Genomic DNA, 25866 nt, shown 5'->3' on the forward strand with positions numbered 1-25866 from the left:
TTGTCCACAAACCCCAGGTCAGAAGCTCGGCCGGCCCGCCAGTCCGGTCTCCGTGTAGAAGCCCTCGATGTGTTCGCGCGCGAGGTGTGCCGCCGTCACGCCGTCCCCCGCGGCGACCGCCTCGAGAATGCCGCTGTGCTCCATGCCGAGCCGCGCCGACGACGAGGGCCAGTCCCGCATCCGGCCCACGCCCTGCGCCACGTAGGCGCCGATCGACCCGCGCAGACCCAGCATGAACGCCTCCACCACCTGGTTCCCCGCGATCCGCGCGAACTCGAGGTGGAAGTCCTGGTCGCGGTCGATGAACTCGGCCGGGCCCAGGCCCGGTTCCTCCATCGCGTCGAGCAGGCCGCGTGCCGTGGCGAGCGACTCCCCCTCGAGCTCCCGGTTCCGGAACCGTTGCGCCGCCGCGCGCATCACCCAGGTCTCCAGCAGCACCCGGGTCGCGACCACATCGGTCACCGGCAGCGCGCCCGACGCCACGTGCAGCCGCACCGCGACACCCAGGCCGACCGCCGGCCTGTCGACCACCGTGGCACCCGCCTTGGGGCCGGAACCGACGGCGGTACGCACGATGCCCGCCGCCTCCAGGATCCGGATCGCCTCCCGCACCGAGGGGCGCGACACCCCGATCTCCTCCGCGAGCACCCGCTCACCCGGCAGCCGCTCCCCGAGCGCCCATCTCCCGGCCGTGAGATCTGCCTCGATCTGCGCGAGAACGCGCTCGTGGGTACGCATGGCCCCACCGTACCCCTGTGGTCGAACCACATGCGGTACGGTGTGCCGGAGCAAGCGCCCTGCCCACCGCGTCGCCGGTTTGAAAGGATTCATAATGCGCCTCGCCCTCGCGGCCACCTGCCTCGGTGACGCGATGTTTCCCCAGGCCCCGATGGCCGTCGTCCACCTCCTGGAGCGCCTCGGGCACACCGTCGCCGTCCCCGAGGGGCAGGCCTGCTGCGGGCAGATGCACGTGAACACCGGCTACCGGCGCGACGCCGTGCCGGTGATCCGCAACCACGTGCGGGCGTTCGGGCCCGTGGCCGACGGCGAGTGGGACGCCGTCGTCGTCCCGTCCGGTTCGTGCACCGGGTCCATCCGGCACCAGCAGGCCATGGTGCTCGAGCACGCCGGCCTGGCCGCCGAGGCCCGCACCGCGACCGCCGTCGCCGCCCGCACCTACGAGCTGTCCGAGCTCCTGGTCGACGTGCTGGACGTGACCGACGTCGGCGCCTGGTTCCCCCACCGTGTCACCTACCACCCGACCTGCCACTCGCTGCGGATGCTCGGGGTCGGCGAGCGACCGCTGCGGTTGCTGCGGGCCGTCCAGGACCTCGACCTCGTGGAGCTTCCCGAGGCCGAGGGCTGCTGCGGGTTCGGCGGCACGTTCGCGGTGAAGAACGCCGACACGTCGGCCGCGATGCTGGCGGACAAGGTCCGCAACGTGGCGAGCACCGGCGCGGAGTTCGTCACGGCCGGCGACTACTCGTGCCTCATGCACATCGGCGGCGGCCTGTCACGCTCGGCCGACGATGCCGCGAGCGCCACCCGTGCGGGCGAGGTGACCACGGCCCGCACCCTTCATCTCGCCGAGATTCTCGCCGGGACCCGCGACCGGCCCTGGCTCACCGAGGAGGACGCACGATGAGCGAGCAGCCCGCCCGGCCGACGTCGGGCAGCACCTCGTCCGGCCACGGACCGCCGTCGGGCGGCGCCGTCTTCCTGGGGATGCCCACGCCCGCCGACCCCCTGCGCTGGGGGCCGTCGTTCCCGGACGCCGCACGGCGCGAGCTGGGCAACGACCAGCTGCGCCGCAACCTCGGCCATGCCACCGCGACGATCCGTGCCAAGCGGGCGAACGTGGTCGGCGAGGTGCCCGACTGGGAGGCGCTGCGTGACGCCGGGTCCGCCGTGAAGACGCAGGTGATGGAGAACCTCCCGGAGCTCCTGGAGGAGCTGGAGCGGAACGTGACGGCGCGCGGCGGTGTCGTGCACTGGGCGCGGGACGCGGCGGAGGCGAACCGCATCGTCGCGGACCTGGTCCACGCCAAGGAGGCCGCCTCGGACGACGGGCGTCCCGCGAGCTCGCCGGAAGGGTCGCGCCCCGGGTCGGTCACCGAGGTCATCAAGGTCAAGTCCATGGCCACGCAGGAGATCGGGCTCAACGAGGCGCTGGAGGAAGAGGGCATCCACGCGGTCGAGACGGACCTGGCCGAGCTCATCGTGCAGCTCGCCGACGACATGCCCTCCCACATCCTCGTCCCGGCGATCCACCGCAACCGGGCGGAGATCCGCGACATCTTCACCGAGCGGATGGGCGACGCGCCGCCCGACCTCACCGACGTGCCGCGCGAGCTCGCGATGGCCGCCCGCGCGCACCTGCGGCGCAAGTTCCTGTCGGCCAAGGTGGCGGTGAGCGGGGCGAACTTCGGGGTGGCGGAGACGGGGACGCTGTCCGTGGTGGAGTCGGAGGGCAACGGGCGGATGTGCCTCACACTTCCCGAGACGCTGATCACCGTGATGGGGATCGAGAAGCTGATCCCCCGGTTCACGGACCTCGAGGTGTTCCTCCAGCTCCTGCCGCGCAGCTCGACCGGTGAGCGGATGAACCCGTACACGTCGATGTGGACGGGTGTGACGCCGGGTGACGGTCCGTCCGAGTTCCACCTGGTGCTGCTCGACAACGGGCGCACGAAGGTGCTGGCCGACGAGGCGGGGCGGTCGGCGCTGCACTGCATCCGGTGCTCGGCGTGCCTCAACGTGTGCCCTGTGTACGAGCGGGTCGGCGGGCACGCCTACGGTTCCGTCTACCCCGGGCCGATCGGCGCGATCCTCACGCCGCAGCTCACCGGCGAGCCCTCCGACCTGCCGTACGCCTCGACGCTGTGCGGCGCCTGCTACGACGTGTGTCCCGTCAAGATCGACATCCCGTCGATCCTGGTGGACCTGCGGGCGCGGGAGGTCGAGTCGGGATCGGCCGGGCGGGGCTGGGGCGCGGCCATGAAGGCCGCGTCGACGGTGATGTCCGGCGGCGGCCGGTTCCGCCGGGCGGCGCGGCTCGGCCGGGCGGGCCGGATCCTCGGCGGGAAGGACGGGACGATCTCGAAGCTGCCCGGGCCGGGCGCGGCCTGGACCGACTCGCGCGACCTGCCCGTGCCGCCGAAGCAGACGTTCCGTGACTGGTGGGCCCGCCACGAGAAGGAGAACCGATGACCGACGCACGGGCCGAGGTGCTCGCCAGGATCCGCGAGGCGCTGTCCGAGCCGACGACGGCGCAGACCGGGCCGGAGGTGCCGCGCGGGTATCGCGCGGCGGGAGAGCACGCCCCCGGTTCGGCCGAGGTCCTGGACCTGCTGGTGGACCGGCTCGAGGACTACAAGGCGCACGTCCGCCGCGTGACGCCGGACGAGGTCCCCGGCACGGTCGCGAAGCTGGTCGCGGACGCGCCACGAGCCGTCGGGGCGCCGGATGCGCACGGCCCCGCCGGCGGAGCGGCCGCACGCGCGGAACCGGCCGGTGAGCACGGCCGGTCCGACGAGGTGCGCCGCGGGAGCGTCGTCGTGCCGCCGGAGCTCGACGTCACCTGGGTCTCCGCGGTACCCGACGGCGTGCGCGTGGTTCCCGACGTCCCGGGCGCCCCGCTGACGCCGTCGGACCTGGACGGGATCGATGTCATCGTGACCGCCGCGCGCGTCGCCGTGGCCGAGACCGGCACGATCGTGCTCGACGGCGAGCCCGACCAGGGCCGGCGCGCGATCTCGCTGGTCCCGGACGTGCACGTCTGCGTGGTCCGCGCCGACCAGGTCGTCCAGACGGTCCCGGAAGCGGTTCGCCTGCTGGCGCGGCACCCCGCTCGTCCGCTCACCTGGATCAGCGGCCCGAGCGCGACGAGCGACATCGAGCTGAACCGCGTGGAGGGAGTCCACGGGCCACGGACGCTGCACGTGATCCTGGTCGGCTGACTCCCAGCGCCACCGCCCCGGAGCGCGACTCACGACTCACGGGTGCAGCTTCGCGCCCTTCACCACCTTGTCCACCACGCGTCGCTCGCCCGCCACGGCGACCCCGACCAGGTCGAGCTTCTCCGTACCGACCGCGGCGACGGCAGCCCGGTTGTCGACGTCGTTCCCCGTGGCGAACAGGTCGGCCGTGTAGACACCGATGCGCAGCCCGCGCGTCTCGGCGCGCCCGCGGATCGTGGTGAGCCGCTCGCCGTCGGCGACCATGACCAGCACCGGTGTGCCGAGCATCGGCAGGTACTCGAGGCCGTCGGCGTCGCGGTAGATGTCCCCGACGAGCTCCGGGTAGGCCGCCGTCACGGCGCTGGCCAGGAAGGCGGTGACGTTGTTCTCCTGCCAGCCGAGCAGGTCGTCGCGCAGCACGATCACGATCTTGGGCTGCTCGAAGGTCATGGGCTGCTCGGAGAAGGCGGGCTCCTCGGAGGGCACCGGCTGTTCGGAGGACGGAGGGCGTTCGAGGCGCACGGGCCGTTCGAAGGTCATGACACCCAGCGTGCGGCCACGCACGGGCGCGGGTCTTGTACATTCTTGACATGGGTCAGGATCTCGTGCGCGCCTGGCGGCCGGAGGTTCCCGGGATCGCCGAGGTGCTGCACGCCGCGTGGCGCGAGCACTCCTACCCGGCCCACACGCACGACACCTGGACGGTGCTGATCGTGGACCACGGCCTGATCGGCTACGGCCTGGACGGCCGGGAGCACGCAGCGCGGGACGTGGGGGTCACCGTGCTGCCGCCGGGCGTCGTGCACGACGGGCGGTCCGTGAGCGCGGCCGGCTTCCGCAAGCGGGTCATCTACCTGGAGGAGGGCGCGCTCGACGGCGGGCTGGTCGGCCACGCGGTCGACACGCCGCTCGTCCCGGACGAGCGGCTGCGCCGCCGCTTCACCGGGCTCGACCAGGCTCTCACCCTGCGCGAGGACGTCGCCGCGGAGAGCCTGCTCGCCCTGGTCACCGAAGGGCTGGCCCAGCACCTCTCCGGCAGCCCGGCACCCCCGCTCGAGCCGGCCGCCGCACCGACCGCCCGGAGCGCCCGGGACCTGCTCGACGCCGACCCCGCACGACCGGTCCGCCTCGCGGAGGTCGCCGGCGAGCTCGGCGTCACGATCCCCCACCTGGTGCGCGCGTTCAGCCGCGAGTTCGGCCTCCCTCCGCACCGCTACCTGGTGGGCCGTCGGCTGGACATGGCGCGACGCCGGCTCCTGGCAGGAGAGCCCGCCGCAGACGTCGCGACCGCCGCGGGGTTCCACGACCAGGCACACCTCGCGCGCCACTTCCGCAGGCTGCTACGCACGACGCCGGGCCGCTACCAGCGCGACGGGCGGGCACCGCCCCCGACTCCGCCGCCCCGGACCCGCACCCCGGGCGGATGAGCCCGCCGCCCTCACCGCTCCGCGTCGCGCACGCGGCCGGGAAACCTGCGGGAGAATGAGATCTCGTGACTGATACAGCGACCCCGGGCCACTCCGCCTCGGCGAACTCTGCCTCCGAGAGCCGGGTTCCCAGCGAGAACGCGCTGTTCGACGTCCCGCCCGGAGCCCGCGAACCCCGCACCCGCATCGCGCTGCTCACCGGCCCGAGCGGCTCGGGCAAGTCCTCTCTCACCCGCCGCCTCGGCCTGCCCGTCGTCGAGCTCGACGACTTCTACCTGGACATCGACCGTCCCGGCCTGCCGCAGGCCTTCGGCAGCGTCGACTGGGACGACCCGGCAAGCTGGGACGGCCGCGCAGCCCTCCTCGCACTGCGGGAGATCGCGACCACCGGCCGCGCGGAGCTCCCCGCCTACGACATCCCGACCTCCCGCCGCACCGGCACGCACATCTTCGACGCCGGCGGCGCGCCTCTCGTCATCGCGGAGGGCATCTTCGCCGCCGAGCTGGTCGCCGCGTGCCGTGCCGAGGGCATCCTGGCGGACGCGATCTGCCTGGCCAGGCCCCGTCTCGTGACCTTCTGGCTCCGTCTGCTGCGCGACGTCGCGGAGTCCCGCAAGCCCCTCGGCACCCTGCTGCGCCGGGGCGCCGCGCTCTACCGCACCGAGCCCCGCCTGGTGCGGCACTGGGCGCACCTGGGCTGCCGACCGCTCGGCCGCACGCGCGCCGAGGTTTCGTTGCGGAAAATCACCCGCGAGATCTCGCGGAAAAGGTGACGCGCGCGTAACCGGCACGCCACGCGCCGCACATCATCGCGCCTCACCCTGTGAGAACGGAGGTGAGGCGCGATGATCCAGCGCAACGCAATGCGAGTGCTCTCGCTCTACGAGGGCTTCTTCAGTGGTGGTGCTCGCGTACTGCACTCCACGGTCGTGACGGGCCTGCACCAGGCCGGAAGACAGCAGCACTCGGTACTCAGCCTGCACCACGAGGTCGAGCGCGAGGCGACGCTCCAACGCATGGAGGACGACCCGCGCTATCGCGAGCTGCGTGCCGCCGGCGTGCACGTCACCTCGCTGGGCCGCAGCACTGCGGGGGACCACGACCCCCGGGGCTTCACCGACGCCGAGCTGGCGGTCGCGGCGCGGCAGGCCGCGTCGTCGGACGTGATCCTGTCGCTCAAGGAGCAGCCCCTGCGGCTCCTGAACCAGCCCGGGATGCCGTACCGCCCGGTGGTCGCCTGCCTGCACCGGTCGGACCCGGAGCATCAGGGCGAGGCCCTGGACGACCTGATCACCGCGGCGGAGCGCGGGAGGCTCGCCGCCGTGCTGTGCTGCGCGGAGTCCACCCGTGACGCGTACCGCGCCGCGGGCGTGCCCGGTGACCTGTTCCGTGTCGTCCCGAACGGGGTGAACCTCGTCCGGTTCCGCCCGGTGCGCGGTGCCCGGCGCCTGGCCCTGCGCGGCTCGCTGGGGATCCCGCCGGCCGGGACCGTCGTCGTCCACGCCGCGCGGTACGACGCGATGAAGAACACCGAGCTGTTCCTGCGGTCCGCCCGGGAGTTCCTCGACCTCGATCACGACGGTCAGGTGCTGATGTGCGGCGCCGGGATGGACGCCACGAACCCGGGCCTCGCGGACGACCTCGTGCGAGTCTTCGGCGACCGCTCCGACCTGCTGCGCCGGCTCCACCTGCTGGGCGTGCGGCACGACATGGAGGTCCTGTACGGCGCGGCGGACGTGGTCGCACTGACCTCGGCGTTCGGCGAGGCCGCCCCGCTGTGCCTCATCGAGGGCGCGATGTGCGGCGCGGTGCCGGTGACGACGCCGGTCGGGGACGCCCCCTCGATCGTCGACCGGATCGGGTTCGTCACCTCGTACGACCCGGCCGACATCGCCGCGACCTGGATCGAGGCCGCGGCCTGCCGCGACGCGCTCCAGGGTGCGCGGGACGCCGTCCGCCCACGCTTCAGCCACGTCCGCATGATCGCGGGCTACGCACAGGTGATCGAGCGGACGCGGCGCGACGCGGGGGTGCGCATGGCACGGGTCTGACCGTCCGCGTCCCGACGGCGGCGGTCCCGGGCCGTGCGGCACACCCGCGACCGCCGTCGTGCACCGTGAGGCAGGATGGGGGCCATGCCCGACGGCCCTGTCACCCTCAGCCGCGTCGCCCGCGAGGCGGGCGTCTCGCTGGCCACCGCCTCCCGCGCGATCAACGGGAGCGCCACCCGCACCGTCCGCCCCGAGCTCCGTGACCGTGTCATGGCCGCCGCGCAGCGGCTCGGCTACGTGCCGGACCCGAGCGCCCAGGCGATGGCGCGCGGCCGGACCGCCGCGCTCGGTCTCGTGGTGCACGACATCGCCGACCCCTACTTCTCCGCGATCGCCTCCGGCGTCACCCGCGCGGCCGAGGCCGAGGGCCTGATCGTCACGCTCGCGTCGACCGAGCTGCGCCCGGAGCGGGAGCAGGCGTTCGTCGAGCTGATCCGCCGGCAGCGGGGCCGTGCCGTCATCCTCGCCGGAAGCCGGACGGTGTCCGACGACGGTGCGGGCGCGTCGACGCCGGGTGCGGGCCACGCCGGGGCAGCCCCTCCGGACGCGCTCCCGGCCGACGACGCGAGCCCGGACCTCGAGGGCATCCTGACCGCGTTCCGCGAGTCCGGCGGCGGGGTCGCCACCGTCGGGCAGGCGATCGGGTCCCTCCCCGTCGTGGAGATCGACAACTCGGGCGGCGCGGCCGCGCTCGCCGCCGAGCTGCACGGGCTCGGGTACCGACGGTTCGGGATCCTGGCGGGACCGGCCGGCCTGCGCACGGCCGCGGACCGGACCACCGGCTTCCGCGACGCGCTCGTGTCCCTGGGCAGCGGGGTGCGCGACGACGACGTCGTCCCCGGCGCGTTCACCAGGGACGGCGGCTACGCCGCGATGACGGAGCTGATCGCCCGGTCCGCGACGACCGGCGGAACGACGGACCGCGCCGGCGAGGCGAGCGACGGCTCGGGGAGGACGGCCGACCGCTCGGGCTCGGCTCTTCCCGATCTCGTCTTCGCCGTCAACGACGTGATGGCGGTGGGCGCGATGGCCGCGGTACGTGACGCCGGCCTGCGCGTGCCCGACGACGTCGCGGTGGCCGGCTTCGACGACATCCCCACCCTGCGGGACGTGACCCCGGCGCTGACCACGGTGCACATCGCCCTGGAGCGGATCGGTGAGGCGGCGACCCGCCTGGCGCTCGGGGAGCCGACCGGCCTGGAACCGGAGCTCGACGCCGACGTCGAGGGGAGCGAGGGCATGGAGGCCACCGCACCCGGCTCGGTCACGGTCCACGGCGAGGTCATCCTCCGCGCCTCGACCCCCCGGCGCTGACCCCACCTCACCCAGCCGACCTCCTCCCCGAGCGGAGGGTTTGCGGTACGCTCGGGAAAGCGCATTCCGCAAGCGGCCGGGTCACGCCCGGCAACACGACGAAGGAGTCCTCGCATGACACGCACCCTGCACATCGCCATGAACGGCGTGACCGGCCGCATGGGGTACCGGCAGCACTTCCTGCGCTCGGTCCTGCCGATCCGCGAGCAGGGTGGCGTCACCCTCGCCGACGGCTCGCGTGTCCAGGTCGAGCCGATCCTCGTGGGCCGCAACGCCGACAAGCTGGCGGAGCTCGCCAAGCAGCACGACGTCGAGCACTGGACCACCGACCTCGACGGCGCCGTCGCCGACGCCGACATCGTCTTCGACGCCGCCATGACCAACCTCCGCCCCGCCACGCTGAGCAAGGCGATGAAGCAGGGCAAGCACGTCTTCACCGAGAAGCCGACCGCCGAGACCCTCGACGAGGCGATCGAGCTGGCCCGGCTGAAGGAGGAGACGGGCGTGACGGTCGGCGTCGTGCACGACAAGCTCTACCTGCCCGGCCTCGTGAAGCTGCGCCGCCTCGTCGAGGAGGGCTTCTTCGGGCGCATCCTGTCGATGCGCGGCGAGTTCGGCTACTGGGTCTTCGAGGGCGACGTCCAGGCGGCCCAGCGCCCGTCGTGGAACTACCGCCTGGCCGACGGCGGCTCCATGACCACCGACATGTACTGCCACTGGAACTACGTCATGGAGGGCATCGTCGGGCAGGTCCGGTCCGTCACCTCCCGGACCGCCACGCACATCCCCACCCGCTGGGACGAGCAGGGCAAGGAGTACGAGGCCACCGCCGACGACGCCGCTTACGGCATCTTCGAGCTGGAGACCCCGGCCGGCGACGACGTGATCGCCCAGATCAACTCTTCCTGGGCCGTGCGCGTCTACCGCGACGAGCTCGTCGAGTTCCAGATCGACGGCACGCACGGCTCCGCCGTCGCGGGCCTGAACAAGTGCGTCGCGCAGCAGCGCGCCCACACCCCCAAGCCGGTCTGGAACCCGGACCTGCCGGTCACGGAGTCGTTCCGCGACCAGTGGCTGGAGGTTCCGGCCAACGACAACCTCGAGAACGGTTTCAAGGCGCAGTGGGAGGAGTTCCTGCGCGACGCGGTCGCCGGCCGCCCCCACCGCTTCGACCTCCTGTCGGCCGCACGTGGGGTGCAGCTCGCGGAGCTCGGTCTGCGGTCGTCGGCCGAGGGCCGCCGCATCGAGATCCCGGAGATCACGCTGTAGGACGGCACGGCCACCACGTGGCCGGCCGGGCGAGGGTGGTCGGCCGGACGCCGGGCGGCCACCCCTCCGACCGACCTCGTCGGCGACACGACCCTGCCTCTGGCCACGAACTGTGGAAAGGACTTCTGTGAGTACCACGAAGATCACGCTCCCCGTCTTCGACGACGCCGGGGCGCCGTCGGGCACCGAGGCGTTCGACCTCGGGGCCCCCGGCCCCTGGACCGTCCCCGACAAGCCGCTGACCAGCCGCGTCGCCTTCGCCGCCGCGCACGTCGTGCCGTACGCCGGCGCCCGGAACGTACCGGGCGAGCCGGCGTCGGTGGACTGGGACAGCACGCTGGCCTACCGCCATCGCATCTGGTCGTACGGCCTGGGCGTGGCCGACGCCATGGACACCGCGCAGCGCGGCATGGGCCTGGACTGGGCCGCGACCCAGGAGCTGGTCCGGCGATCCGCGGCGGAGGCCGCGACGTTCCGCTCGACGTCGGTCGCCGGGCACGCCGCGCGCGTCGCGTGCGGGGCCGGGACCGACCAGCTCGCGCCCGAGACCGTCGCCGGGCTCGAGCCGGGCGCTGCCGGCCTCCGGACCGTCACGGACGCCTACCGGGAGCAGGTGCACGTCGTCCAGGACGCGGACGCGCAGGTCATCGTCATGGCGTCGCGGGCGCTGGCCCGTGTGGCGCGCGGTCCGGAGGACTATGCGTCGGTGTACGACGACGTGCTCGCCGAGGCGGACCGGCCCGTCGTGCTGCACTGGCTGGGCACCATGTTCGACCCCGCCCTGGAGGGCTACTGGGGTTCGACGTCGGTCACCGACGCCACGAACGTCTTCCTGGACGTCATCGCGGCGCACCGGTCGAGGATCGACGGCGTGAAGGTGTCGTTGCTCGACGCCGGGCACGAGGTCGGGCTGCGGCGCTCGCTCGCCGCGCTGGAGCCGGTGACGATGCCGGCCGGGTACGGCGTCGCCGACGGGCCCGACGACGGAGCGCGCGACCGTCCCGCACGCCCGCGCCTGTACACGGGCGACGACTTCAACTACCCCGAGCTCGTCGTGGGCGACGACGCAGGCCACTCCGACGCCCTGCTCGGCATCTTCGCGGCGATCTACCCGGCGGCCTCCACGGCGCTCCAGGCGTTCGACGCCGCGTCCGCGGGCGAGCCCGGCGCGGCGAAGCGCGGGCACGAGATCCTCGCCGCGACCGAAGGGCTCGGCCGCAAGATCTTCGAGGCGCCCACCTACTACTACAAGACCGGGATCGCATTCCTGTCCTGGCTGAACGGTTTCCAGCCGGCGTTCTCGCTGGTGGGTGGGCTGCACTCGGGCCGGTCGGTGGCGCACCTCGTGGAGCTGTTCCGCCTCGCGGACGCCTGCGGCATGCTGCTCGAACCGGAGCTCGCGGCGCGGCGGATGACCGCGTTCCTCACGGTGAACGGGGTGAACGCATGAGCGACGACACGACGGGCCGCACGCCCGGTGACGACACGGGAACGGAGACGTCCGGCACGCCGTCGTCGCCGATCTTCCCGACCGGCCCGCGGCGGGCCTCGCTGAACACCGCGACGGTCAAGCACGCCACGCTCGCCGAAGCCTGCGAGGCTGCGGCCGGCGCGGGCTTCGGCGCCGTCGGGCCGTGGCGGGACCGGGTGCAGGAGGTGGGCGCCGCCGAGGCGGCGAAGATCATCGCGGACGCCGGCCTCGTGGCGTCGTCCCTGTGCCGCGGCGGCTTCCTCACCGCACGGGACGACGCCGGGATCGCCGCCGCGCTCGACGAGAACAGGCGGGCCTTCGAGGAGGCCGCGACGATCGGGGCACCGGAGCTGATCTTCGTGGTCGGCGGGCTTCCCGCGATGTCGGACCCCGGGGCGGGCCCACGCCCGGACGCCGGGCCGGAGGACCGGGACCTGGTCGCCACCCGGGCGCGGGTCGCCGACCGGCTCGCGGACCTCGCGCCGATCGCCCGGGAGCACGGGGTGCGGATCGTGCTGGAACCGCTGCACCCGATCTTCGCGGCCGACCGGGCCGTGATCTCCACGCTCGGACAGGCGCTGGATCTCGCGGAGCCGTTCGCACCGGAGGAGGTCGGCGTCGTCGTCGACACGTACCACGTGTGGTGGGACCCGGCGCTGCGCGAGCAGGTCGAGCGCGCGGGACGGGCGCGGCGGATCGCGTCCTACCAGGTGTGCGACTGGATCCTGCCGTTGGCGGCCGAACCGCTGAACTCCCGCGGGCACGTGGGCGACGGGTACATCGACTTCACGTCGGTCTCTCGGTGGGTGCGCGACGCCGGCTACACCGGCTACGTGGAGACCGAGATCTTCAACGAGGAGATCTGGGCGGCCGCACCGTCGCGGACGGCGACGACCGTCCTGGCCAGGTACGAGCAGCACGTGGCCCCGCACCTCTGACCGGACGGCGACGAGCACGACGGCCGCCGCGCCCCACGGCACGGCGGCGGCCGTGCTCGGCGGCTGCGTCCCGAAGACCGCCCGCGGCTCCGGCAGCGGCCGCGCTCGCCGCGCGCTCTAGTGTGAGAGGTCACGACGCCGCCCCGCACGTGTCCCCTCGACCCGACGAATGGAGAGAACCTCCCGATGAGCCGTCTTCCCGCACCCGACGTGACCGTCCGCGAGTTCTGGACCTCCGAGCGGATGGCGTCCGCCCTCGGCCCGGCGCTGGACCGGGCGGGTGCCGCCCTCGGTACACCCTGGCCGGAGGCCCGCGCCTCGCAGTTCGCCAGGTTCTGGCGCGACGGCGACCGCAAGGAGTACGAGGGCGGCGTCATCGCCCGGCAGCAGCGCCTGACCTATGCCGCGGTCGCTGCGCTGCACACCGGCGAGGACCGCTTCCTCGACGAGGTGGTCGACGGAGCGATCCTCCTCTGCGAGCAGTCCACCTGGTGCTGGGCGGCCCACGACCACACGAACAGCCGCAACGGCTATGTCGTCCCGGACGTCGCGGACCCCTGCCTCGATCTCGGCGCGGGCGAGGTCGCCGCGCAGCTCGCCTGGGTGGACCACCTCCTCGGGCCGGCGATCGACGGCCGTGCCCCCGGGGTCCGCGCGCGGATCCGGCACGAGGTCCGGCAGCGGGTCCTGCGGCCGTTCACCGACCGCCGCGACTGGTGGTGGCTCGGCATCGAACGCCCGCCGATGAACTGGACGGTATGGATCCAGGGCAACGTGCTGACGGCCGCCCTCGCACTGGAGGACGACGCCGCCCGGCGGCGCCATGTCGCCGGGCTCGTCGCCGAGGGCGTCGGCCGCTACTGGGACTCCCTCCCGCTCGACGGGGGTGTCGACGAGGGCTACCACTACTGGTGGCAGGGCGCGGCCCGCGCGCTGGAGGCGGAGGACCTGCTCGGCTGGGCCCGGGAGCAGGGCCACGCGCCCGACGGCGCCGCCGCCCCCGAGCGGCGCGCCGAGACGACCCGGCAGGTGGTCGGCTACCCGCACCGGATGCATCTGGGCGGGGACTGGTACGTCGGCGTGGCGGACAGCCCGGCACGGCCGATCTGGACCTGGCCGTGGAACGTGCTGCACTCGTGGGCGCGGCGCGTCGGGGACGACGACGCTGCCCGCCACGCCGCCTCGTACCGTGGGCTGCCGCAGATCCTGTGGGACGAGCGCGTCACGCTCTCCCGGGCGGTCCTGATGCTGGCCGACGACGAGTGGACGGCGCTTCCGCCCGACACCTCTCCCCCGCTGGTGGGCGAGGTCTGGCTGCCGGAGACGCAGGTGGCGCTGGCCCGGTCGCGTCCGGGCTCGGCCGAGGGGCTCGCCGTGTTCGTCAAGGGCGGGCACAACGCGGAGAACCACAACCACAACGACGTCGGCGAGGTGCTCGTCGCGCTCGACGGCGTGCCCGTGGTGGTCGACGCCGGCAAGCCGACCTACCGCGCCGGCACGTTCGGCGACACCCGGTACGAGCAGTGGCCGATGCGCTCGGCCTGGCACAACGTGCCGCTGATCCGGGGCCTCGAGCAGTCCCCGGGCGCGGAGTTCACGGCGCGGGACATGTCGCTCGCCGGCGCGTGGGGCGTCCGGGTCGACCTCGCGGCGGCGTACCCCGTCCCCGGGCTCTCGACGTGGTGGCGCGAGGTCACGCTGGACCGCGACGCGGAGTCGGTCACGGTCGACGACGAGTGGTTCGTGGAGGACCCCCTGCCCGGGGAGCCCTCCGCCGCCGAGCAGGACGTCACCACGGACGCCGTCGGCCCCACCGCCTGGCACTGGCTCCTGGCCGGGGACGTCGAGCTCGACGCCGGCGACGGCCGGGCGACCGTGCGGCACTCCGCCGGCCGGCCCGACGCCGAGGTCCGCGCGCTGCGGATCTCCTGGGACCCGCAGTCCGTCGAGGCCGCGCTCGACGTCCGGGAGATCGACGACGGGGAGCTGAACACGGTCTGGGGCGAGCGTCTGACCAGGCTTTCCCTGAAAGCCCGAGAAGAATCACCGTCGGGCGGGTTCAAGATTTTCTTCACCCCCGCCTGATATGCGGCCCGGGGTTACGAAATCCTCTTGAAATCCCTCATTCCACCAGTACCCGATACCCCGTAGGATCACGGATTGTGATTCGACTCGGTGCGACCAGATCCCTCGGGCTCGCCGTGGCGGTGGCGGGCCTCCTCGGCATGGTCGGGACCGGTGCGGCCGTGGCGTACGAAGGCCGGTCCGGCACCTGGCTGCGCGTCGAGGCCGACGGTGTCGCATTCGACGGGAGACGTGTTTCCCACGACGCGCGCCTTGAATACGTCTTCCGGCCGATCGACGGTAACCACGGGGCCTATGCAGGCCACCGTCTGAGCGGCGGAGAGCGAAGCTCCGGCTGGGCCGCGTTCGGCGAGGCGGCCGGCCGTTACCCCGACGGCTACTGCATCAGCTGGCTCCGCCTCGACAACAGCGAGTGGGGCGAGTGGATGGACGGACCGGTCTGCTGGGAACCGGCTCCCGACGGAGGCGCCGAGACCGAGTCGGAGGACGAGCCGGCCGAGGACGCCGCGCCCGAGCCGACGCAGGAGCCCACTGACGAGAAGAGCTCGGGGTCGGCCGCAGGCAAGTCGTCGGAGGCCGAGTCGGCGCCGAAGCCGACGCCGTCCGCGGCGGAGCCGACACCGGAGCCCAGCACACCGTCGCCGAGCCCGAGCCCGAGCCCCAGCGCGAGCCCGTCGGTCCAGCCGAGCCCCCGGCTGTCCTCGAACAGGAGCGACCCGGCGAACTCGATCGTCAAGTCGTTCGGAAACCCGTCCCCGGCCGCCGACGACAGCTCCGGCATCCCGCAGGCCGCCCAGCTCACGTGGCTGTGGGTGCTGCTCAGCGGCTTCGGCGCGGCGGCCGGCGGTGCCCTGCTGATGATGCGCCGCGCGATGTGACGCACCCCACGCGGGCGTAGGCCAGGATGGTGCGGTGAAGATCTCCGGACTGCTGCTGACACCCGGGGCCGGGGCCGCGCGCGAGCACCACACGCTGGTCGCGGTAGAGGAGGCGCTGGCCGCGCTCGACCCGCCCGTCCCCGTGCGGCGCGTCGACTTCCCGTACCGGATCGCCGGCAAGCGGATGCCGGACCGGCCACCTGTCGCCGTGGCACACCTGGTCCAGGAGGCGGAGTCGTTCGCGCAGGAGCTCGGCACGACGACGGACCGGCTGCTCCTGGGCGGCCGCTCCTACGGCGGGCGCATGTGCTCGATGGCGGTCGCCGAAGGCCTCCCGGCGGCGGGGCTCGTGCTGCTGAGCTACCCGCTCCACCCGCCGGGCAAGCCGGACCGCCTGCGGGTGGACCACTTCGGCGACCTGGGTGTTCCCGTGCTCTTCGTCTCCGGCGACAAGGACCCGTTCGGCACGCCGGACGAGCTGGCCGCGCACGCCGCCGCGATCCCCGGGGACGTCACACGGGTGATGCTCCCCGGAGCGCACGACCTGCGCGGCAAGGACCCGGAGACGGCCCAGGCGGTCGCAGGCTGGATCACCGACCACCCATGAGCCCCGACCCCGCACGCGACTGACGCCCCGGCACCCGTCGGCACCCGCCGGGTGCCGACGTGCGGCGGCCATGGGCGCTCGGCGAGTCTCGACGTCCGACGGACGTCAGTGGCCACGAGCACCAGCAGCCGACGGCCGACGGCGGTCAGGGTATCGACGGCTCGTAGGTGCGCAGGTGCGTGCTCGCGCGGACCGTCGCTCGCAGGTCCGCGCGCGACGCCGGGCCGCCGTCCGGGGCCGTCAGGGCCCCCGCCGCACGGGCCTGGACCAGGAGGTTCCCGAGCGCGGTCGCCTCGACCGGGCCCGCGTGCACCGGCAGACCCGTCGCCTCGGTCGTGAGGCGGTTCAGCAGGTCGTTCTGCGACCCGCCGCCGACGACGTGGATCGCCGTGACCCGGACTCCCGCCAGCTCGCCGGCCCGCCGGACCACCCGGGCGTAGGTGGCCGCGAGGCTGTCGAGCACCACCCGGACCGTCGCGGACCGGGTGTCCGGGACCGGCTCCCGCCCGGCACCCGATCCGACCGACGCGCTCGGCGCGCCGCTCGACCCGTCCTCGGGTCCACGGCTCGGCCCTGCGTCGGCGCCGTCGCCCGGCACGCCGCCCGGCACGTCGCCGGACAGCCTCCGGTCGATGGCGGCCCGCACCCGGCCGGCCATTCCGCCCGGCGCGAGGAAGTCCTCGCCGTCGACCTCGATGAGGCAGCGGCCGCCCGGCTCGCGGGCCGCGGCCCGCAGGAGCGCCGGCAGGTCGAGCGGTTCGCCGTCGGCCTCCGACCACTCCCGCACGCACTCGTTGAGGATCCACAGCCCCATCACGTTGCGCAGGTAGCGCACGGTGCCGTCGACCCCGAGCTCGTTGGTGAAGTTCGCCTCGCGGCTCGCGTCGCTGAGCACCGGTGCCCCGAGCTCCAGACCGACCAGCGACCACGTGCCCGAAGAGATGTAGGCGGCGGCCTCGGCCCGCGCACCTCCCCTGGCTGCCGGGAGCGGCACCGCCGCGACCGCCGAGGCCGTGTCGTGCGAGCCGACGGCGAACACCGGCACGCCTGCCAGGCCGGTCGCCTCCCCGATGTCGGGGAGCAGCCGCCCGACGACGGTCCCCGGTTCCACCGGCTCCGGAAGGCGTGCCCGTAGGTCGCCGAGCTCCGGGAACTCCTTGGTGAGCGCCGCGACGTGAGCGTCGGACCAGGTCCGGGTACGCGCGTCGAGCAGGCCGGTGGTGGACGCGTTCGTCACCTCGGCCACACGTCGGCCCGTGAGCCGCCACGTGATGAGGTCAGGGATGAGCAGCACCCACGCCACGCGGGTCCACCCGGACTCCTCCGCGACGCCGACGCCTGCTCGTGCCGCACCGGTGACACCACGGCCCGCGTCGCCGGCCGCGCTCGCGACGAGCTGGAACACCGACGTGAACGGGAGGTCCTGCAGCCCGTTGACCGCGTAGTGCTCGGCGAAGGGCATCCGCGCGTAGACGCGCTCGCGCGCGGCGTCGGTCCGGGGGTCCCGGTAGCACCAGGGCCGGCCGAGCAGAGCACCGTCGTCGTCCAGGAAGCCGTGGTCGACGGCCCACGAGTCGATGCCGATCCCCCGCACCTCGAGCCCGCGCCGGGCGGCGGCGGCCCCGGCCTCGCGCAGCCCGGCCAGGATGCCTCCCCACAACGCCTCGATGTCCCACCGCAACCCGCCGTCGCCTGCGACGGGCCCGTTCGGGAACCGGCCGCACTCGACGAGCTCGACCCGCGCCGCGGCGCCCGCGCGGCCCACGCCACTCGCCCCGTCCGTGCCACCCGCGCCGTCCACGCCTGCACCGTCCGTGCCGCGCACCCCGCCCACGGCACCCGCGCCGTCCACGGAGCGTGCCGTGTCGGCGGACGGCCCGCGCCCGGACGTCGCCGACTCCGCGCGCCGAGCGGACAGAGGGTGCAGGATGCCCAGCATGACGCGGCCCGAGGTCGCGCCCAGGTCGACGGCGACGAACGCCGCGGTCATCGGAGGAACGCCGCGGCCACGCCCGAGTCGACGGGGACGTGCAGGCCCGTGGTGAGCGACAGGTCCGGCCCGACCAGCGCGAACACCGCCGCGGCCACGTGGTCCGGCAGGACCTCGCGCTTGAGCAGGGTGCGCTGCGCGTAGAACTGGCCCAGCTCCTCCTCGGGCACGCCGTAGACCGCCGCGCGCTTGGCCCCCCAGCCCCCGGCGAAGATCCCGGAACCGCGCACCACCCCGTCGGGGTTGATCCCGTTGACGCGGATGCCGTGCCCGCCGAGCTCGGCGGCGAGCAGGCGCACCTGGTGTGCCTGGTCGGCCTTGGCCGCGGAGTACGCCACGTTGTTCGGGCCCGCGAACAGCGAGTTCTTCGACGCGATGTAGACGACGTCGCCGCCCATGCCCTGGGCGATCATCACCCGGGCCGCCTCGCGTGCGACCAGGAACGAGCCGCGTGCCATGACGTCGTGCTGCAGGTCCCAGTCCTGCTCGGTGGTTTCGAGCAGCGGCTTGCTGATCGACAGGCCGGCGTTGTTCACCACGAGGTCCACGCCGCCGAACGCCAGCGCGGCCGCGTCCACGGCGGCGGCCACCTCGACGGCGGAGGTCACGTTCGCGGCGACGCCGACGGCGACGTCGGACCCGCCGAGCTCGTCGGCCGCGGCCCGCGCCTTCCCGGCGTCCAGGTCCGCGATCACCACGCACGCCCCCTCGGCCGCGAGCCGCCGCGCGGTCGCCAGGCCGATGCCCGACGCCCCGCCCGTGACCAGCGCGACCCGCGTGGCCAGTGCCCTCGGCTTCGGCATGCGCTGGAGCTTGGCCTCCTCCAGTGCCCAGTACTCGATCCGGAACTTCTCCGACTCGTCGATGGGCGCGTAGGTGGAGATCGCCTCCGACCCGCGCATCACGTTGATCGCGTTCACGTAGAACTCGCCCGCCACCCGGGCGGTCTGCTTGTTCCGCCCGAACGAGAACATGCCCACGCCCGGCACCAGCACGACGAGCGGGTCCGCCCCGCGCATGGCGGGCGGCTCCTCGCCGCGCTCCCGGGCGGCGGCCGCACCGCGCTCGTAGTAGCCCGCGTAGTCCTCCCGGTACAGCGCGTGCAGCTCGTGCAGCCGGGCGACGACGTCGTCCACGGGTGCGTCCGACGGCAGGTCCACGACCAGCGGCTTCACCTTGGTACGCAGGAAGTGGTCGGGGCAGGAGGTCCCGAGGTCGGCGAGCGCGGCCAGCTTCTCGCGGGACAGGAAGTCGAGCACGACGGCGGAGTCGGTGAAGTGTCCCACCTGCGGCGCATCCGTCGAGGCCAGCCCGCGGATCACCGGAGCGAGGGCCGCCGCCTTGGCGCGACGGCCGAGACGGCGGGGCGGGGCGTCGCCCGCCGGCGCGTGGTCGGGGTCGGATCCGGACTGCTCCGTGGTTCCGGCCGTCACGGTGCCGTCCGTCGCGGCATCGTCCGTCGCGGCGTCGTCGTCGGGGAGCGCCTCGAAGCCGGGGCGCACGGCGCCGAACGGGTGATCACCCCGCTCAGCGGTGCGGGCCGCGATGAACTCCTCGGCCCGCCGGATGATGGCGAGCGAGCGCCGCTCACACTCCTCGGAGGTGTCGCCCCAGGCCGTGATGCCGTGGCCGCCGAGGACGCAGCCGATCGCCTGCGGGTTCTTCGCCTTGATCTCCGCGATGTCGAGGCCGAGCTGGAAGCCTGGACGGCGCCACGGGACCCAGACGACGTCGCCGCCGAAGATCTCGGCGGTGAGCAGCTCGCCGTCGGCCGCGGCGGCTACGGCGATCCCGGCGTCCGGGTGCAGGTGGTCGACGTGCGCGGCGTCGACCAGGCCGTGCATGGCCGTGTCGATGGACGGCGCGGCGCCGCCCTTGCCGTGCAGGCAGTAGTCGAAGGCGGCGACCATCTCGTCCTCGCGGTCGACGCCCGGATAGGTGTCGACCATGGCCCGCATGCGGTCGAGGCGGAGGACCGCGAGGCCCTGGGCCCGCAGCGTGCCGAGGTCGCCGCCGGAGCCCTTGACCCAGAGGAGCTCGACGTCGTCGCCGGTCACGGGGTCGGTGGCGGTGCCCTTGGCGGACGTGTTGCCGCCGGCGAAGTTGGTGACCCGCGGGTCGGAGCCCAGGCGGTTCGACCGCGCGACGAGCGCGTCGACGGCCGGGCTGGTCTGGATGGTCATCGGGCTGCTGCTCCCTCGTAGTGTGTGGGCGTGGCCGGCTGCGTTCACGCGCCCCAGCCCGCCTGGGCACCGCCTACGCGCTCGGAGGCGATCTTGTCGGCGTAGCCGGACGCGGCGTAGGCGGTCATGGGGTCCGGGGCCAGGCCCTGGGCCTCGCGGAGCTCCGCGAGGAGCGGGCGGGTGTCCGTGTTGTAGGCGTCCATGAGGACACCGTGCGCGCCGAGCACGTCGCCGGCCCGCTGGGCGGCGCTCAGCGCCTCGGCGTCGACCAGCAGCGCCTTGGCCGTGGCCTCCTGCACGTTCATCACGGACCGGATCTGGCCGGGGATCTTCGGCTCGATGTTGTGGCACTGGTCGAGCATGAAGTTGACGCCGGAGTCCGGGGCGAGCGCGCCCGCCTGGACGATCTCGTGCATGATCCGGAAGAGCTGGAACGGGTCCGCGGCGCCGACCATCAGGTCGTCGTCGGCGTAGAAGCGGCTGTTGAAGTCGAAGGCGCCGAGACGGCCCTGGCGCAGGAGCTGGGCGACGATGAACTCAATGTTGGTGCCGGGGGCGTGGTGGCCGGTGTCGAGCACGACGTTCGCGCGGTCGCCCAGTGCCATGCAGTGCAGCAGCGACGTGCCCCAGTCGGGGACGTCGGTGGTGTAGAAGGCCGGCTCGAAGAACTTGTACTCGAGCACCAGGTGCTGGTCCTCGTCGAGCGCCGCGTAGACCTCGGCGAGAGACTCGGCCAGCCGGTCCTGGCGGGCGCGGATCGAGTCCTGACCGGGGTAGTTGAGGCCGTCGGCGAGCCAGACCTTGAGGTCCTTGGACCCGGTCGCGCGCATGACGTCGACGCACTGCCGGTGATGGTCGACCGCCTTGCGCCGGACAGCGGCGTCGGGGTGGCAGAGCGACCCGAGCATGTAGTCGTCGTCCTGGAAGACGTTCGAGTTGATCATCCCGATGGTGACGCCGAGGCCGGCGGCGTGACGCGACAGGTCGGAGAAGTCGTCGACCAGGTCCCACGGGACGTGCAGGCTGACGCGCGGCGCGACGCCGGTGTACTGGTGCACCTGCGCGGCGTCGGCGAGCTTCTCGTAGGGGTCGCGCGGGACGCCTGGCTGGCCGAAGACCTTGAACCGGGTCCCCGAGTTCCCGAAGGCCCACGACGGGAGCTCGATGGTCTGGTCACGGAGTGCCGCCTGGGCGTGTTCGGGCGTCATCGGCACGGCTCCCTTCCGGCGCAGCGTTGCGCGCAGTGCGTGGTGTCCGAAGACACTGTTGAAACGATTCAAGGAGAGACTAACCTCCGCCCGGGGCAGGGTCAAGGCGACCGGGCCCGCCACGGGGCCGGCGCCGCCGCCCGACGGACGACGGCGCCGGCCCCGGTCCAGGAACGTCTGGGGCCGGGGGTCTCCGTGGGGTCCGGCGTGCACCGGACCCCACGGAGACCCCCGACCGCATGGAGGCGATCCCGAGCTACTCGCCGCTGAAGACGAACGTCGAGCCCGGCTCCTTCTCGATGTCGCCCTCACCCGAGTTCGTGACCGTCACGTCCGACAGGATGGCGTTGCCCCGGGCGCCGCCCATCGCGAGGATGCCGGACCCGTTGTTGGACCCGTCGATCCGCAGGTTCGTGAGCCGCACGTCGGGCATGTTCCCGCCGCCGTTCTTGAACTGGATGCCGTCGTAGGTGGAGTCCACGACGTCCGTGTCCCGGATGGTCACGCCGACGATGTCGTGGGTCTGCGGGAACAGGGTGATCGCCCCGAACTCCTGGTCCTCGTTCCAGAACGCCCCGCCGGTGCGGTGCAGCCCGTTGTTGGCGATGAGCGTGGTCCCCGAGAAGGGCAGGGGGCTGTGGTCGGTCGCCAGCATGATGCCGGGGTAGTTCATGGTGTCGTAGACCAGGTTGTTCTCGATGCTGTTGTCGTAGCCGCCGTAGATCGCGATGCCGTTGGCCCGCCACGGGAGCTGGACGGTGTTGTTGCGGAACGTGTTGTCGTGCGCGATGTCGACCGACGTGTCCTTCACGTACGGGTTGGCCCACACCGCGAGGGCGTCGTCGCCGGTGTTGCGGAACGTCGAGCCCACCACCGAGGAGTTGCGGGTGCCGTTGGAGAAGTTGATGCCGTCCGCGTAGGTGTTGCGGATGCGCATCCCGGAGAACTCCAGGCCGTCGGCAGGCCCCCACAGCTCGGGGATGTTGCTGTAGTCGCGCCCCACCCAGGCGCCGACGTTGGCGTGCTCGATCCACACGTTCGAGATCTTGGTGCCTTCGCCGAACCGCCCGTTGAACCCGACGCCGCCCTCGTCGTTGCCGTCGCCACCGCGGATGCGGCCCGAGCCGAAGATGGCGATGTCGGAGATCTGCGTTCCGCCGTCGATGTCGAACCCGAAGTTGCCCTCGTGCGGGTGGTTGATGCCACCGGCGTCCTGCGGCTCGGTCAGCGTGAAGAGCTGCGAGTGCCACATCCCGGCACCCCGGACCGTGACGTCGCGGATGCCCACCTGGTTGTGCTGGCCGCGGTCCTCCGGGTCGTCGGTGAGGATCTTCTGCTCCTGACGCCACTGGCCGGCCGGGATCCACACGCAGTCGATGTCGCCGTTCTGGTCGTCGGTGACCGCCTGCTGGAGGGCCTCGGTGTCGTCGGTGTCGTCGTCAGGCGTCGCGCCGTACTCCGTGATGGACGTGCACTGCGCCGGCTTCGGCAGCGGGTCCGCGACCTGTTCGAGCTCGACCAGGTCGATGACGTAGAACTGCGCGTCGTCGCCGGCGTCGCGCTGCAGCCGGAACGTCGTGCCCGCCGGGAAGTCCTGGCCGAGGAGCGCGTGCGACTCGTCGAAGAGCCGGCGCGCGTCCCCGCCCGGGGTGTTCGTCAGCCCTTCGGGCTGGTCCGTCGTCCCGTACAGCCACGAGTGGCGCGAGGAGAGGGTCAGCTTCTGCACGAACTCGCCGTCGGCGTAGAGGCTGAGGGTCTTCTCCTGGCCGCCCCCGCCGGCGGCGTCGGGGATCGAGTTGCGCACGACGATCGAGTTCGTCGGGCCGGTGGACGTGAGCTCCACGTACTCGCCGGTCCCGGTGAGGCGCACGGACTCGCGGCCCGAGGACTCGGTGGCGAAGTTGGTGTGCCCGAACGTGCGCAGCGGGTCGGTCTGCAGCAGCTCGCCCGTGAAGTCGCCGTCCTCGGCCTCGTAGGTCGTGTAGGGCACGGCGGCACCGCGCCCGACGGTCAGCGTGTGCGTGCCGGTGTTGTTGCCCTCGTCCGTCTCGTCGACGACGTCGGTCGCGTCGGCGGTGGCGGTCACGGTGACGCCGCCGTCGGCAGCGGTCCACGAGCCGGCCGGCGTGACGGTGACGGTCTCGCCGGCGCCGATCGCCGGCGTCGTCCCGTCGAGCGTGCTGCTGCCCGCGACGACGCGCGTCACGGTCCCGGCGGCGACCGGCTCGTCACCGCGGTTGCGCACCGTGACCGTGAAGGTGACCTCGTCGCCGACGGCGGGGGACGACGGGTCCGAGGACACCGAGACCACCTCGAGGTCAGGCCCGGGCGCCTCGCCGACCACGAGCTTCACCGGGGAGGTGAACGCGTTGTTGGTCTCGTCCTGCTCGGTCACCTCGCCCTCCGGGTCGACGGCGGCGCCGACCGTGTGCTCACCGGCACGATGTGTGCCGGTCGCGACCTCGACCTGCGTGCTCGCGCCGGGCTCCAGCGCCCCGACGTCCGCAGATCCGGCGGTGCTGCCGCCGACCGCCGCGTCGAGCGTGGTCCCCGCCGACGCGCGGTCACCGATGTTCTCCACCGTCGCCGTGAGCGTCACGGGCGTGGCCGCCGTGGGCGACTCCGGGGAGGTGGTCACCGCGGTGACCGTGAGATCGGGGTTGGGCTCGGGGTCGCCGTAGACCTCGAGCTCGGCGACCTGACCGTTGCCCGCGCCCGTGTTTCCCGTGAAGCGCAGGCGCACGTCGGTGACGGTCCCGGCCACCGGGACGTCGACGACGTTGCCGCTCGCGGGGGCGAACGCGTGCTCGGCGGGCGGCGCGAGCTCCTGCCAGGAGCCGGTGCCGGAACGCCCCCACACGGAGAACGTCTGCGTCCGCGCGCCCCAGGCCGCATCGGGGTCGAGGCGCACGCGCACGCTGCTGAGCTGCGTGGACGCGGCCAGGGAGACGTCGAGCGTGGACGGGTACTGCCCGCCCGCGCCCTCCCAGTAGGTCCCGGTGTCACCGTCCACGGCGTTCGCGGCGACGTAGGTCCACTCGGCCGACGACGCCTGCACCGGGCGGTCCTGCGCGTAGTTCGTGCCGGTCGGGTCGGTGGGCGGGTCGGTCGGGTCCGGCGGGTCGGTGGGGTCGCCGGTCGGCGTGCCCCACACCTGCAGCTCGGCGACCTGGCCGTTGCCCGCGCCGGTGTTGGCGTTGAATGCGAGGCGGATCTGGTCGGTCTCCGCGTCGAGCGGGATCTCGACCTGGTTGCCGGTCGCGGGGTCGAAGCCGTAGGGCGCCGCCGCCTCGAGCGTCCGGAACGACGACTCGCCGTCGGACCGGCCGAGCACGCTGAACGTCTGCGTGCGCGGCGACCAGGCGGCGGGCGGCGGCAGCGTGACGACGACGCGCTCCACGGCGGCCTCCTCGCCGAGGTCGACGGTGAGGTGCGACGGGTACTGCCCACCCGCGCCCTCCCAGTAGGTGCTCGCGTTCCCGTCGTTCGCGTTGCCCGCGGCGTACGTCTGCGTCGTTGACGACGCCGCGATCGGCTTGCCGAGCGCGAGGTTCGCGGCGTCCGCGGCGTGCGCGACGGCACTCAGGCCGATCGGCGCGACGAGCGCCACCGCGGCTCCCGCCACGACCGTGTGCTTCCAGGGGATTCTCATGGGACGTCCTCGTTCTCCCGCCGAGGCGGGGCTCCTCCACCCGCGGGCGGCGTTGCCCGACGACGGCGCGGCGGTGCTGAGGTGCGTCGGCGTCCTGGGTGGATCGGGTCGACACCACCGAGGCGACCCATGGGGCAGGCCGCCTCGGGGCAAATTGGAGAGTTGCAGCAACTTCGCTGCTTCTTTCTCGTTGCCTGTCAATTTCTTGCGCTTGTGAGGACGCTATTGGACCCGGGAGAGAGGCGTCAAGAGGGAAGCGGTCACCGATACCACGCCGACCGCTCAGCAGGACCGGCCGCGCCGTCAGCTCCCGGGCGCCACCGGCAGGCCCGCGGCCCGGAGCTGTCCTTCGAGATGGAAGACCTCGTCGAGGATCGCGAAGCCCTCGTCCGGGCTGCCCTCGTCGACGAAGAAGCCGCTCATCTCCGCCTGCCAGCGGGCGTTCACCTCGGTCGCCGCCATGCCGGCCTGTGCGGCGTCGTAGTCGTCGGTCTCGAGGATGCCGACCAGCAGCCCGTCGTCGCGCAGGTACAGGTGGTAGTCGCGCCAGCCGGTGTCGCGCAGCGCCGCGAGCATCTCCGGCCACACGGCGGCGTGCGCCACCCGGTACTCGTCGAGCCGGTCCGTCCGGACCTGCGAGGTGAAGCACACCCGGCCTCGCCGCGGAGCACCCGCTGCGGAATTCGTCATCGTCGACCTCCCCGTCGGCACTGAAACGGTTCAACACTATCCCGTCCCGGACCACCACCGCGGGTGCACGACCCGGCCGTTCGGCCGTCGTGCGGGCCGCCAGCACCGCCGGCGCGCCCGGCGGACCGCCGTCGCGGCCCGCTC

The 25866-nt window shown here is 73.3% G+C and carries 20 protein-coding genes; 13 read left to right on the top strand and 7 right to left on the bottom strand.

Going from position 1 to position 25866, the window contains the following annotated elements; translation table 11 throughout:
• Nucleotides 1-18: 18 nt before the first annotated feature.
• On the bottom strand, nucleotides 19-738 hold the full coding sequence (locus ACYU96_RS06080) for a FadR/GntR family transcriptional regulator (RefSeq protein WP_460750282.1): 720 nt from the start codon (nucleotides 736-738) through the stop codon (nucleotides 19-21).
• 94 nt (nucleotides 739-832) lie between these two features.
• Between ACYU96_RS06080 and ACYU96_RS06085 the strand changes: the two genes are divergently transcribed.
• Genes ACYU96_RS06085 through ACYU96_RS06095 form a run of 3 tightly spaced genes read left to right on the top strand, consistent with a single transcriptional unit; the run spans nucleotide 833 to nucleotide 3959 of the window.
• Nucleotides 833-1645, top strand: coding sequence for a (Fe-S)-binding protein (locus ACYU96_RS06085; RefSeq protein ID WP_460750285.1), 813 nt, complete (start codon nucleotides 833-835; stop codon nucleotides 1643-1645).
• Nucleotides 1642-3210, top strand: coding sequence for a lactate utilization protein B (locus ACYU96_RS06090; RefSeq protein ID WP_460750287.1), 1569 nt, complete (start codon nucleotides 1642-1644; stop codon nucleotides 3208-3210). Before ACYU96_RS06085 ends, ACYU96_RS06090 begins: the two co-directional genes overlap by 4 nt.
• Nucleotides 3207-3959, top strand: coding sequence for a LutC/YkgG family protein (locus ACYU96_RS06095; RefSeq protein ID WP_460750290.1), 753 nt, complete (start codon nucleotides 3207-3209; stop codon nucleotides 3957-3959). The genes ACYU96_RS06090 and ACYU96_RS06095 overlap by 4 nt, the downstream gene beginning before the upstream one ends.
• 36 nt (nucleotides 3960-3995) lie before the next feature.
• Here the strand turns inward: ACYU96_RS06095 and ACYU96_RS06100 are convergent, their stop codons facing one another.
• Nucleotides 3996-4499, bottom strand: a complete 504-nt coding sequence (locus ACYU96_RS06100) for a DUF2000 family protein (RefSeq protein ID WP_460750292.1) — start codon at nucleotides 4497-4499, stop codon at nucleotides 3996-3998.
• Between the two features lie 50 nt (nucleotides 4500-4549).
• Between ACYU96_RS06100 and ACYU96_RS06105 the strand changes: the two genes are divergently transcribed.
• From ACYU96_RS06105 to ACYU96_RS06150, 10 genes are all read left to right on the top strand, one after another.
• Nucleotides 4550-5386 carry an AraC family transcriptional regulator gene (locus ACYU96_RS06105; RefSeq protein WP_460750295.1) on the top strand — a complete coding sequence of 279 codons (837 nt, stop codon included), beginning with the start codon at nucleotides 4550-4552 and terminating at the stop codon, nucleotides 5384-5386.
• A 65-nt stretch (nucleotides 5387-5451) separates the two neighbouring features.
• Nucleotides 5452-6159, top strand: coding sequence for a uridine kinase family protein (locus ACYU96_RS06110; protein WP_460750298.1), 708 nt, complete (start codon nucleotides 5452-5454; stop codon nucleotides 6157-6159).
• 72 nt (nucleotides 6160-6231) lie between these two features.
• Nucleotides 6232-7437, top strand: a complete 1206-nt coding sequence (locus ACYU96_RS06115; protein WP_460750301.1) for a glycosyltransferase — start codon at nucleotides 6232-6234, stop codon at nucleotides 7435-7437.
• A gap of 84 nt (nucleotides 7438-7521) precedes the next feature.
• A complete protein-coding gene (locus ACYU96_RS06120) occupies nucleotides 7522-8751 on the top strand; it encodes a LacI family DNA-binding transcriptional regulator (RefSeq protein ID WP_460750303.1) in 1230 nt (409 codons plus the stop codon).
• 114 nt (nucleotides 8752-8865) lie between these two features.
• On the top strand, nucleotides 8866-10020 hold the full coding sequence (locus tag ACYU96_RS06125) for a Gfo/Idh/MocA family protein (RefSeq protein WP_460750305.1): 1155 nt from the start codon (nucleotides 8866-8868) through the stop codon (nucleotides 10018-10020).
• A gap of 127 nt (nucleotides 10021-10147) precedes the next feature.
• Nucleotides 10148-11470, top strand: coding sequence for a dihydrodipicolinate synthase family protein (locus tag ACYU96_RS06130; RefSeq protein ID WP_460750308.1), 1323 nt, complete (start codon nucleotides 10148-10150; stop codon nucleotides 11468-11470).
• The gene (locus ACYU96_RS06135) at nucleotides 11467-12429 is read left to right on the top strand and encodes a sugar phosphate isomerase/epimerase family protein (protein WP_460750311.1); all 963 of its coding nucleotides are present in this window, start codon (nucleotides 11467-11469) and stop codon (nucleotides 12427-12429) included. The genes ACYU96_RS06130 and ACYU96_RS06135 overlap by 4 nt, the downstream gene beginning before the upstream one ends.
• Before the next feature lie 186 nt (nucleotides 12430-12615).
• A complete protein-coding gene (locus ACYU96_RS06140) occupies nucleotides 12616-14514 on the top strand; it encodes a heparinase II/III domain-containing protein (RefSeq protein ID WP_460750314.1) in 1899 nt (632 codons plus the stop codon).
• Between the two features lie 77 nt (nucleotides 14515-14591).
• A complete protein-coding gene (locus tag ACYU96_RS06145) occupies nucleotides 14592-15392 on the top strand; it encodes a hypothetical protein (RefSeq protein WP_460750316.1) in 801 nt (266 codons plus the stop codon).
• Nucleotides 15393-15426: 34 nt separating this feature from the next.
• Nucleotides 15427-15999 (top strand): alpha/beta hydrolase family protein, encoded by a 573-nt coding sequence (locus tag ACYU96_RS06150; protein ID WP_460750319.1) that lies wholly within the window; start codon nucleotides 15427-15429, stop codon nucleotides 15997-15999.
• A 145-nt stretch (nucleotides 16000-16144) separates the two neighbouring features.
• On the opposite strand, the gene ACYU96_RS06155 is transcribed toward ACYU96_RS06150, so the two are convergent.
• From ACYU96_RS06155 to ACYU96_RS06175, 5 genes are all read right to left on the bottom strand, one after another.
• Nucleotides 16145-17989, bottom strand: a complete 1845-nt coding sequence (locus ACYU96_RS06155) for a rhamnulokinase (protein ID WP_460750322.1) — start codon at nucleotides 17987-17989, stop codon at nucleotides 16145-16147.
• Nucleotides 17986-20172, bottom strand: a complete 2187-nt coding sequence (rhaD, locus tag ACYU96_RS06160) for a bifunctional rhamnulose-1-phosphate aldolase/short-chain dehydrogenase (protein WP_460750325.1) — start codon at nucleotides 20170-20172, stop codon at nucleotides 17986-17988. The genes ACYU96_RS06155 and rhaD overlap by 4 nt, the downstream gene beginning before the upstream one ends.
• A gap of 44 nt (nucleotides 20173-20216) precedes the next feature.
• Entirely contained in the window at nucleotides 20217-21380 is a 1164-nt protein-coding gene (gene rhaI, locus ACYU96_RS06165; RefSeq protein WP_460750327.1) for an L-rhamnose isomerase, read from the bottom strand.
• A 256-nt stretch (nucleotides 21381-21636) separates the two neighbouring features.
• Nucleotides 21637-25032: a CARDB domain-containing protein gene (locus ACYU96_RS06170; RefSeq protein WP_460750330.1), complete on the bottom strand. Its 3396-nt coding sequence runs from the start codon at nucleotides 25030-25032 to the stop codon at nucleotides 21637-21639.
• 303 nt (nucleotides 25033-25335) lie between these two features.
• Nucleotides 25336-25722 (bottom strand): L-rhamnose mutarotase, encoded by a 387-nt coding sequence (locus tag ACYU96_RS06175; protein WP_460750333.1) that lies wholly within the window; start codon nucleotides 25720-25722, stop codon nucleotides 25336-25338.
• Nucleotides 25723-25866 lie beyond the last annotated feature (144 nt).

It is taken from the genome of Myceligenerans cantabricum (assembly GCF_054777735.1).

Excerpts from the sequence above, each read along its gene's own strand:
- ACYU96_RS06120 (WP_460750303.1), top strand. The coding sequence starts at position 7,522 with ATGCCCGACGGCCCTGTCACCCTCAGCCGCGTCGCCCGCGAGGCGGGC.
- rhaI (WP_460750327.1), bottom strand. The coding sequence starts at position 21,380 with ATGACGCCCGAACACGCCCAGGCGGCACTCCGTGACCAGACCATCGAG.
- ACYU96_RS06100 (WP_460750292.1), bottom strand. The coding sequence starts at position 4,499 with ATGACCTTCGAACGGCCCGTGCGCCTCGAACGCCCTCCGTCCTCCGAA.
- ACYU96_RS06085 (WP_460750285.1), top strand. The coding sequence starts at position 833 with ATGCGCCTCGCCCTCGCGGCCACCTGCCTCGGTGACGCGATGTTTCCC.
- rhaD (WP_460750325.1), bottom strand. The coding sequence starts at position 20,172 with ATGACCATCCAGACCAGCCCGGCCGTCGACGCGCTCGTCGCGCGGTCG.
- ACYU96_RS06175 (WP_460750333.1), bottom strand. The coding sequence starts at position 25,722 with ATGACGAATTCCGCAGCGGGTGCTCCGCGGCGAGGCCGGGTGTGCTTC.
- ACYU96_RS06170 (WP_460750330.1), bottom strand. The coding sequence starts at position 25,032 with ATGAGAATCCCCTGGAAGCACACGGTCGTGGCGGGAGCCGCGGTGGCG.
- ACYU96_RS06105 (WP_460750295.1), top strand. The coding sequence starts at position 4,550 with ATGGGTCAGGATCTCGTGCGCGCCTGGCGGCCGGAGGTTCCCGGGATC.
- ACYU96_RS06140 (WP_460750314.1), top strand. The coding sequence starts at position 12,616 with ATGAGCCGTCTTCCCGCACCCGACGTGACCGTCCGCGAGTTCTGGACC.
- ACYU96_RS06155 (WP_460750322.1), bottom strand. The coding sequence starts at position 17,989 with ATGACCGCGGCGTTCGTCGCCGTCGACCTGGGCGCGACCTCGGGCCGC.
- ACYU96_RS06125 (WP_460750305.1), top strand. The coding sequence starts at position 8,866 with ATGACACGCACCCTGCACATCGCCATGAACGGCGTGACCGGCCGCATG.
- ACYU96_RS06095 (WP_460750290.1), top strand. The coding sequence starts at position 3,207 with ATGACCGACGCACGGGCCGAGGTGCTCGCCAGGATCCGCGAGGCGCTG.
- ACYU96_RS06115 (WP_460750301.1), top strand. The coding sequence starts at position 6,232 with ATGATCCAGCGCAACGCAATGCGAGTGCTCTCGCTCTACGAGGGCTTC.
- ACYU96_RS06080 (WP_460750282.1), bottom strand. The coding sequence starts at position 738 with ATGCGTACCCACGAGCGCGTTCTCGCGCAGATCGAGGCAGATCTCACG.
- ACYU96_RS06090 (WP_460750287.1), top strand. The coding sequence starts at position 1,642 with ATGAGCGAGCAGCCCGCCCGGCCGACGTCGGGCAGCACCTCGTCCGGC.
- ACYU96_RS06135 (WP_460750311.1), top strand. The coding sequence starts at position 11,467 with ATGAGCGACGACACGACGGGCCGCACGCCCGGTGACGACACGGGAACG.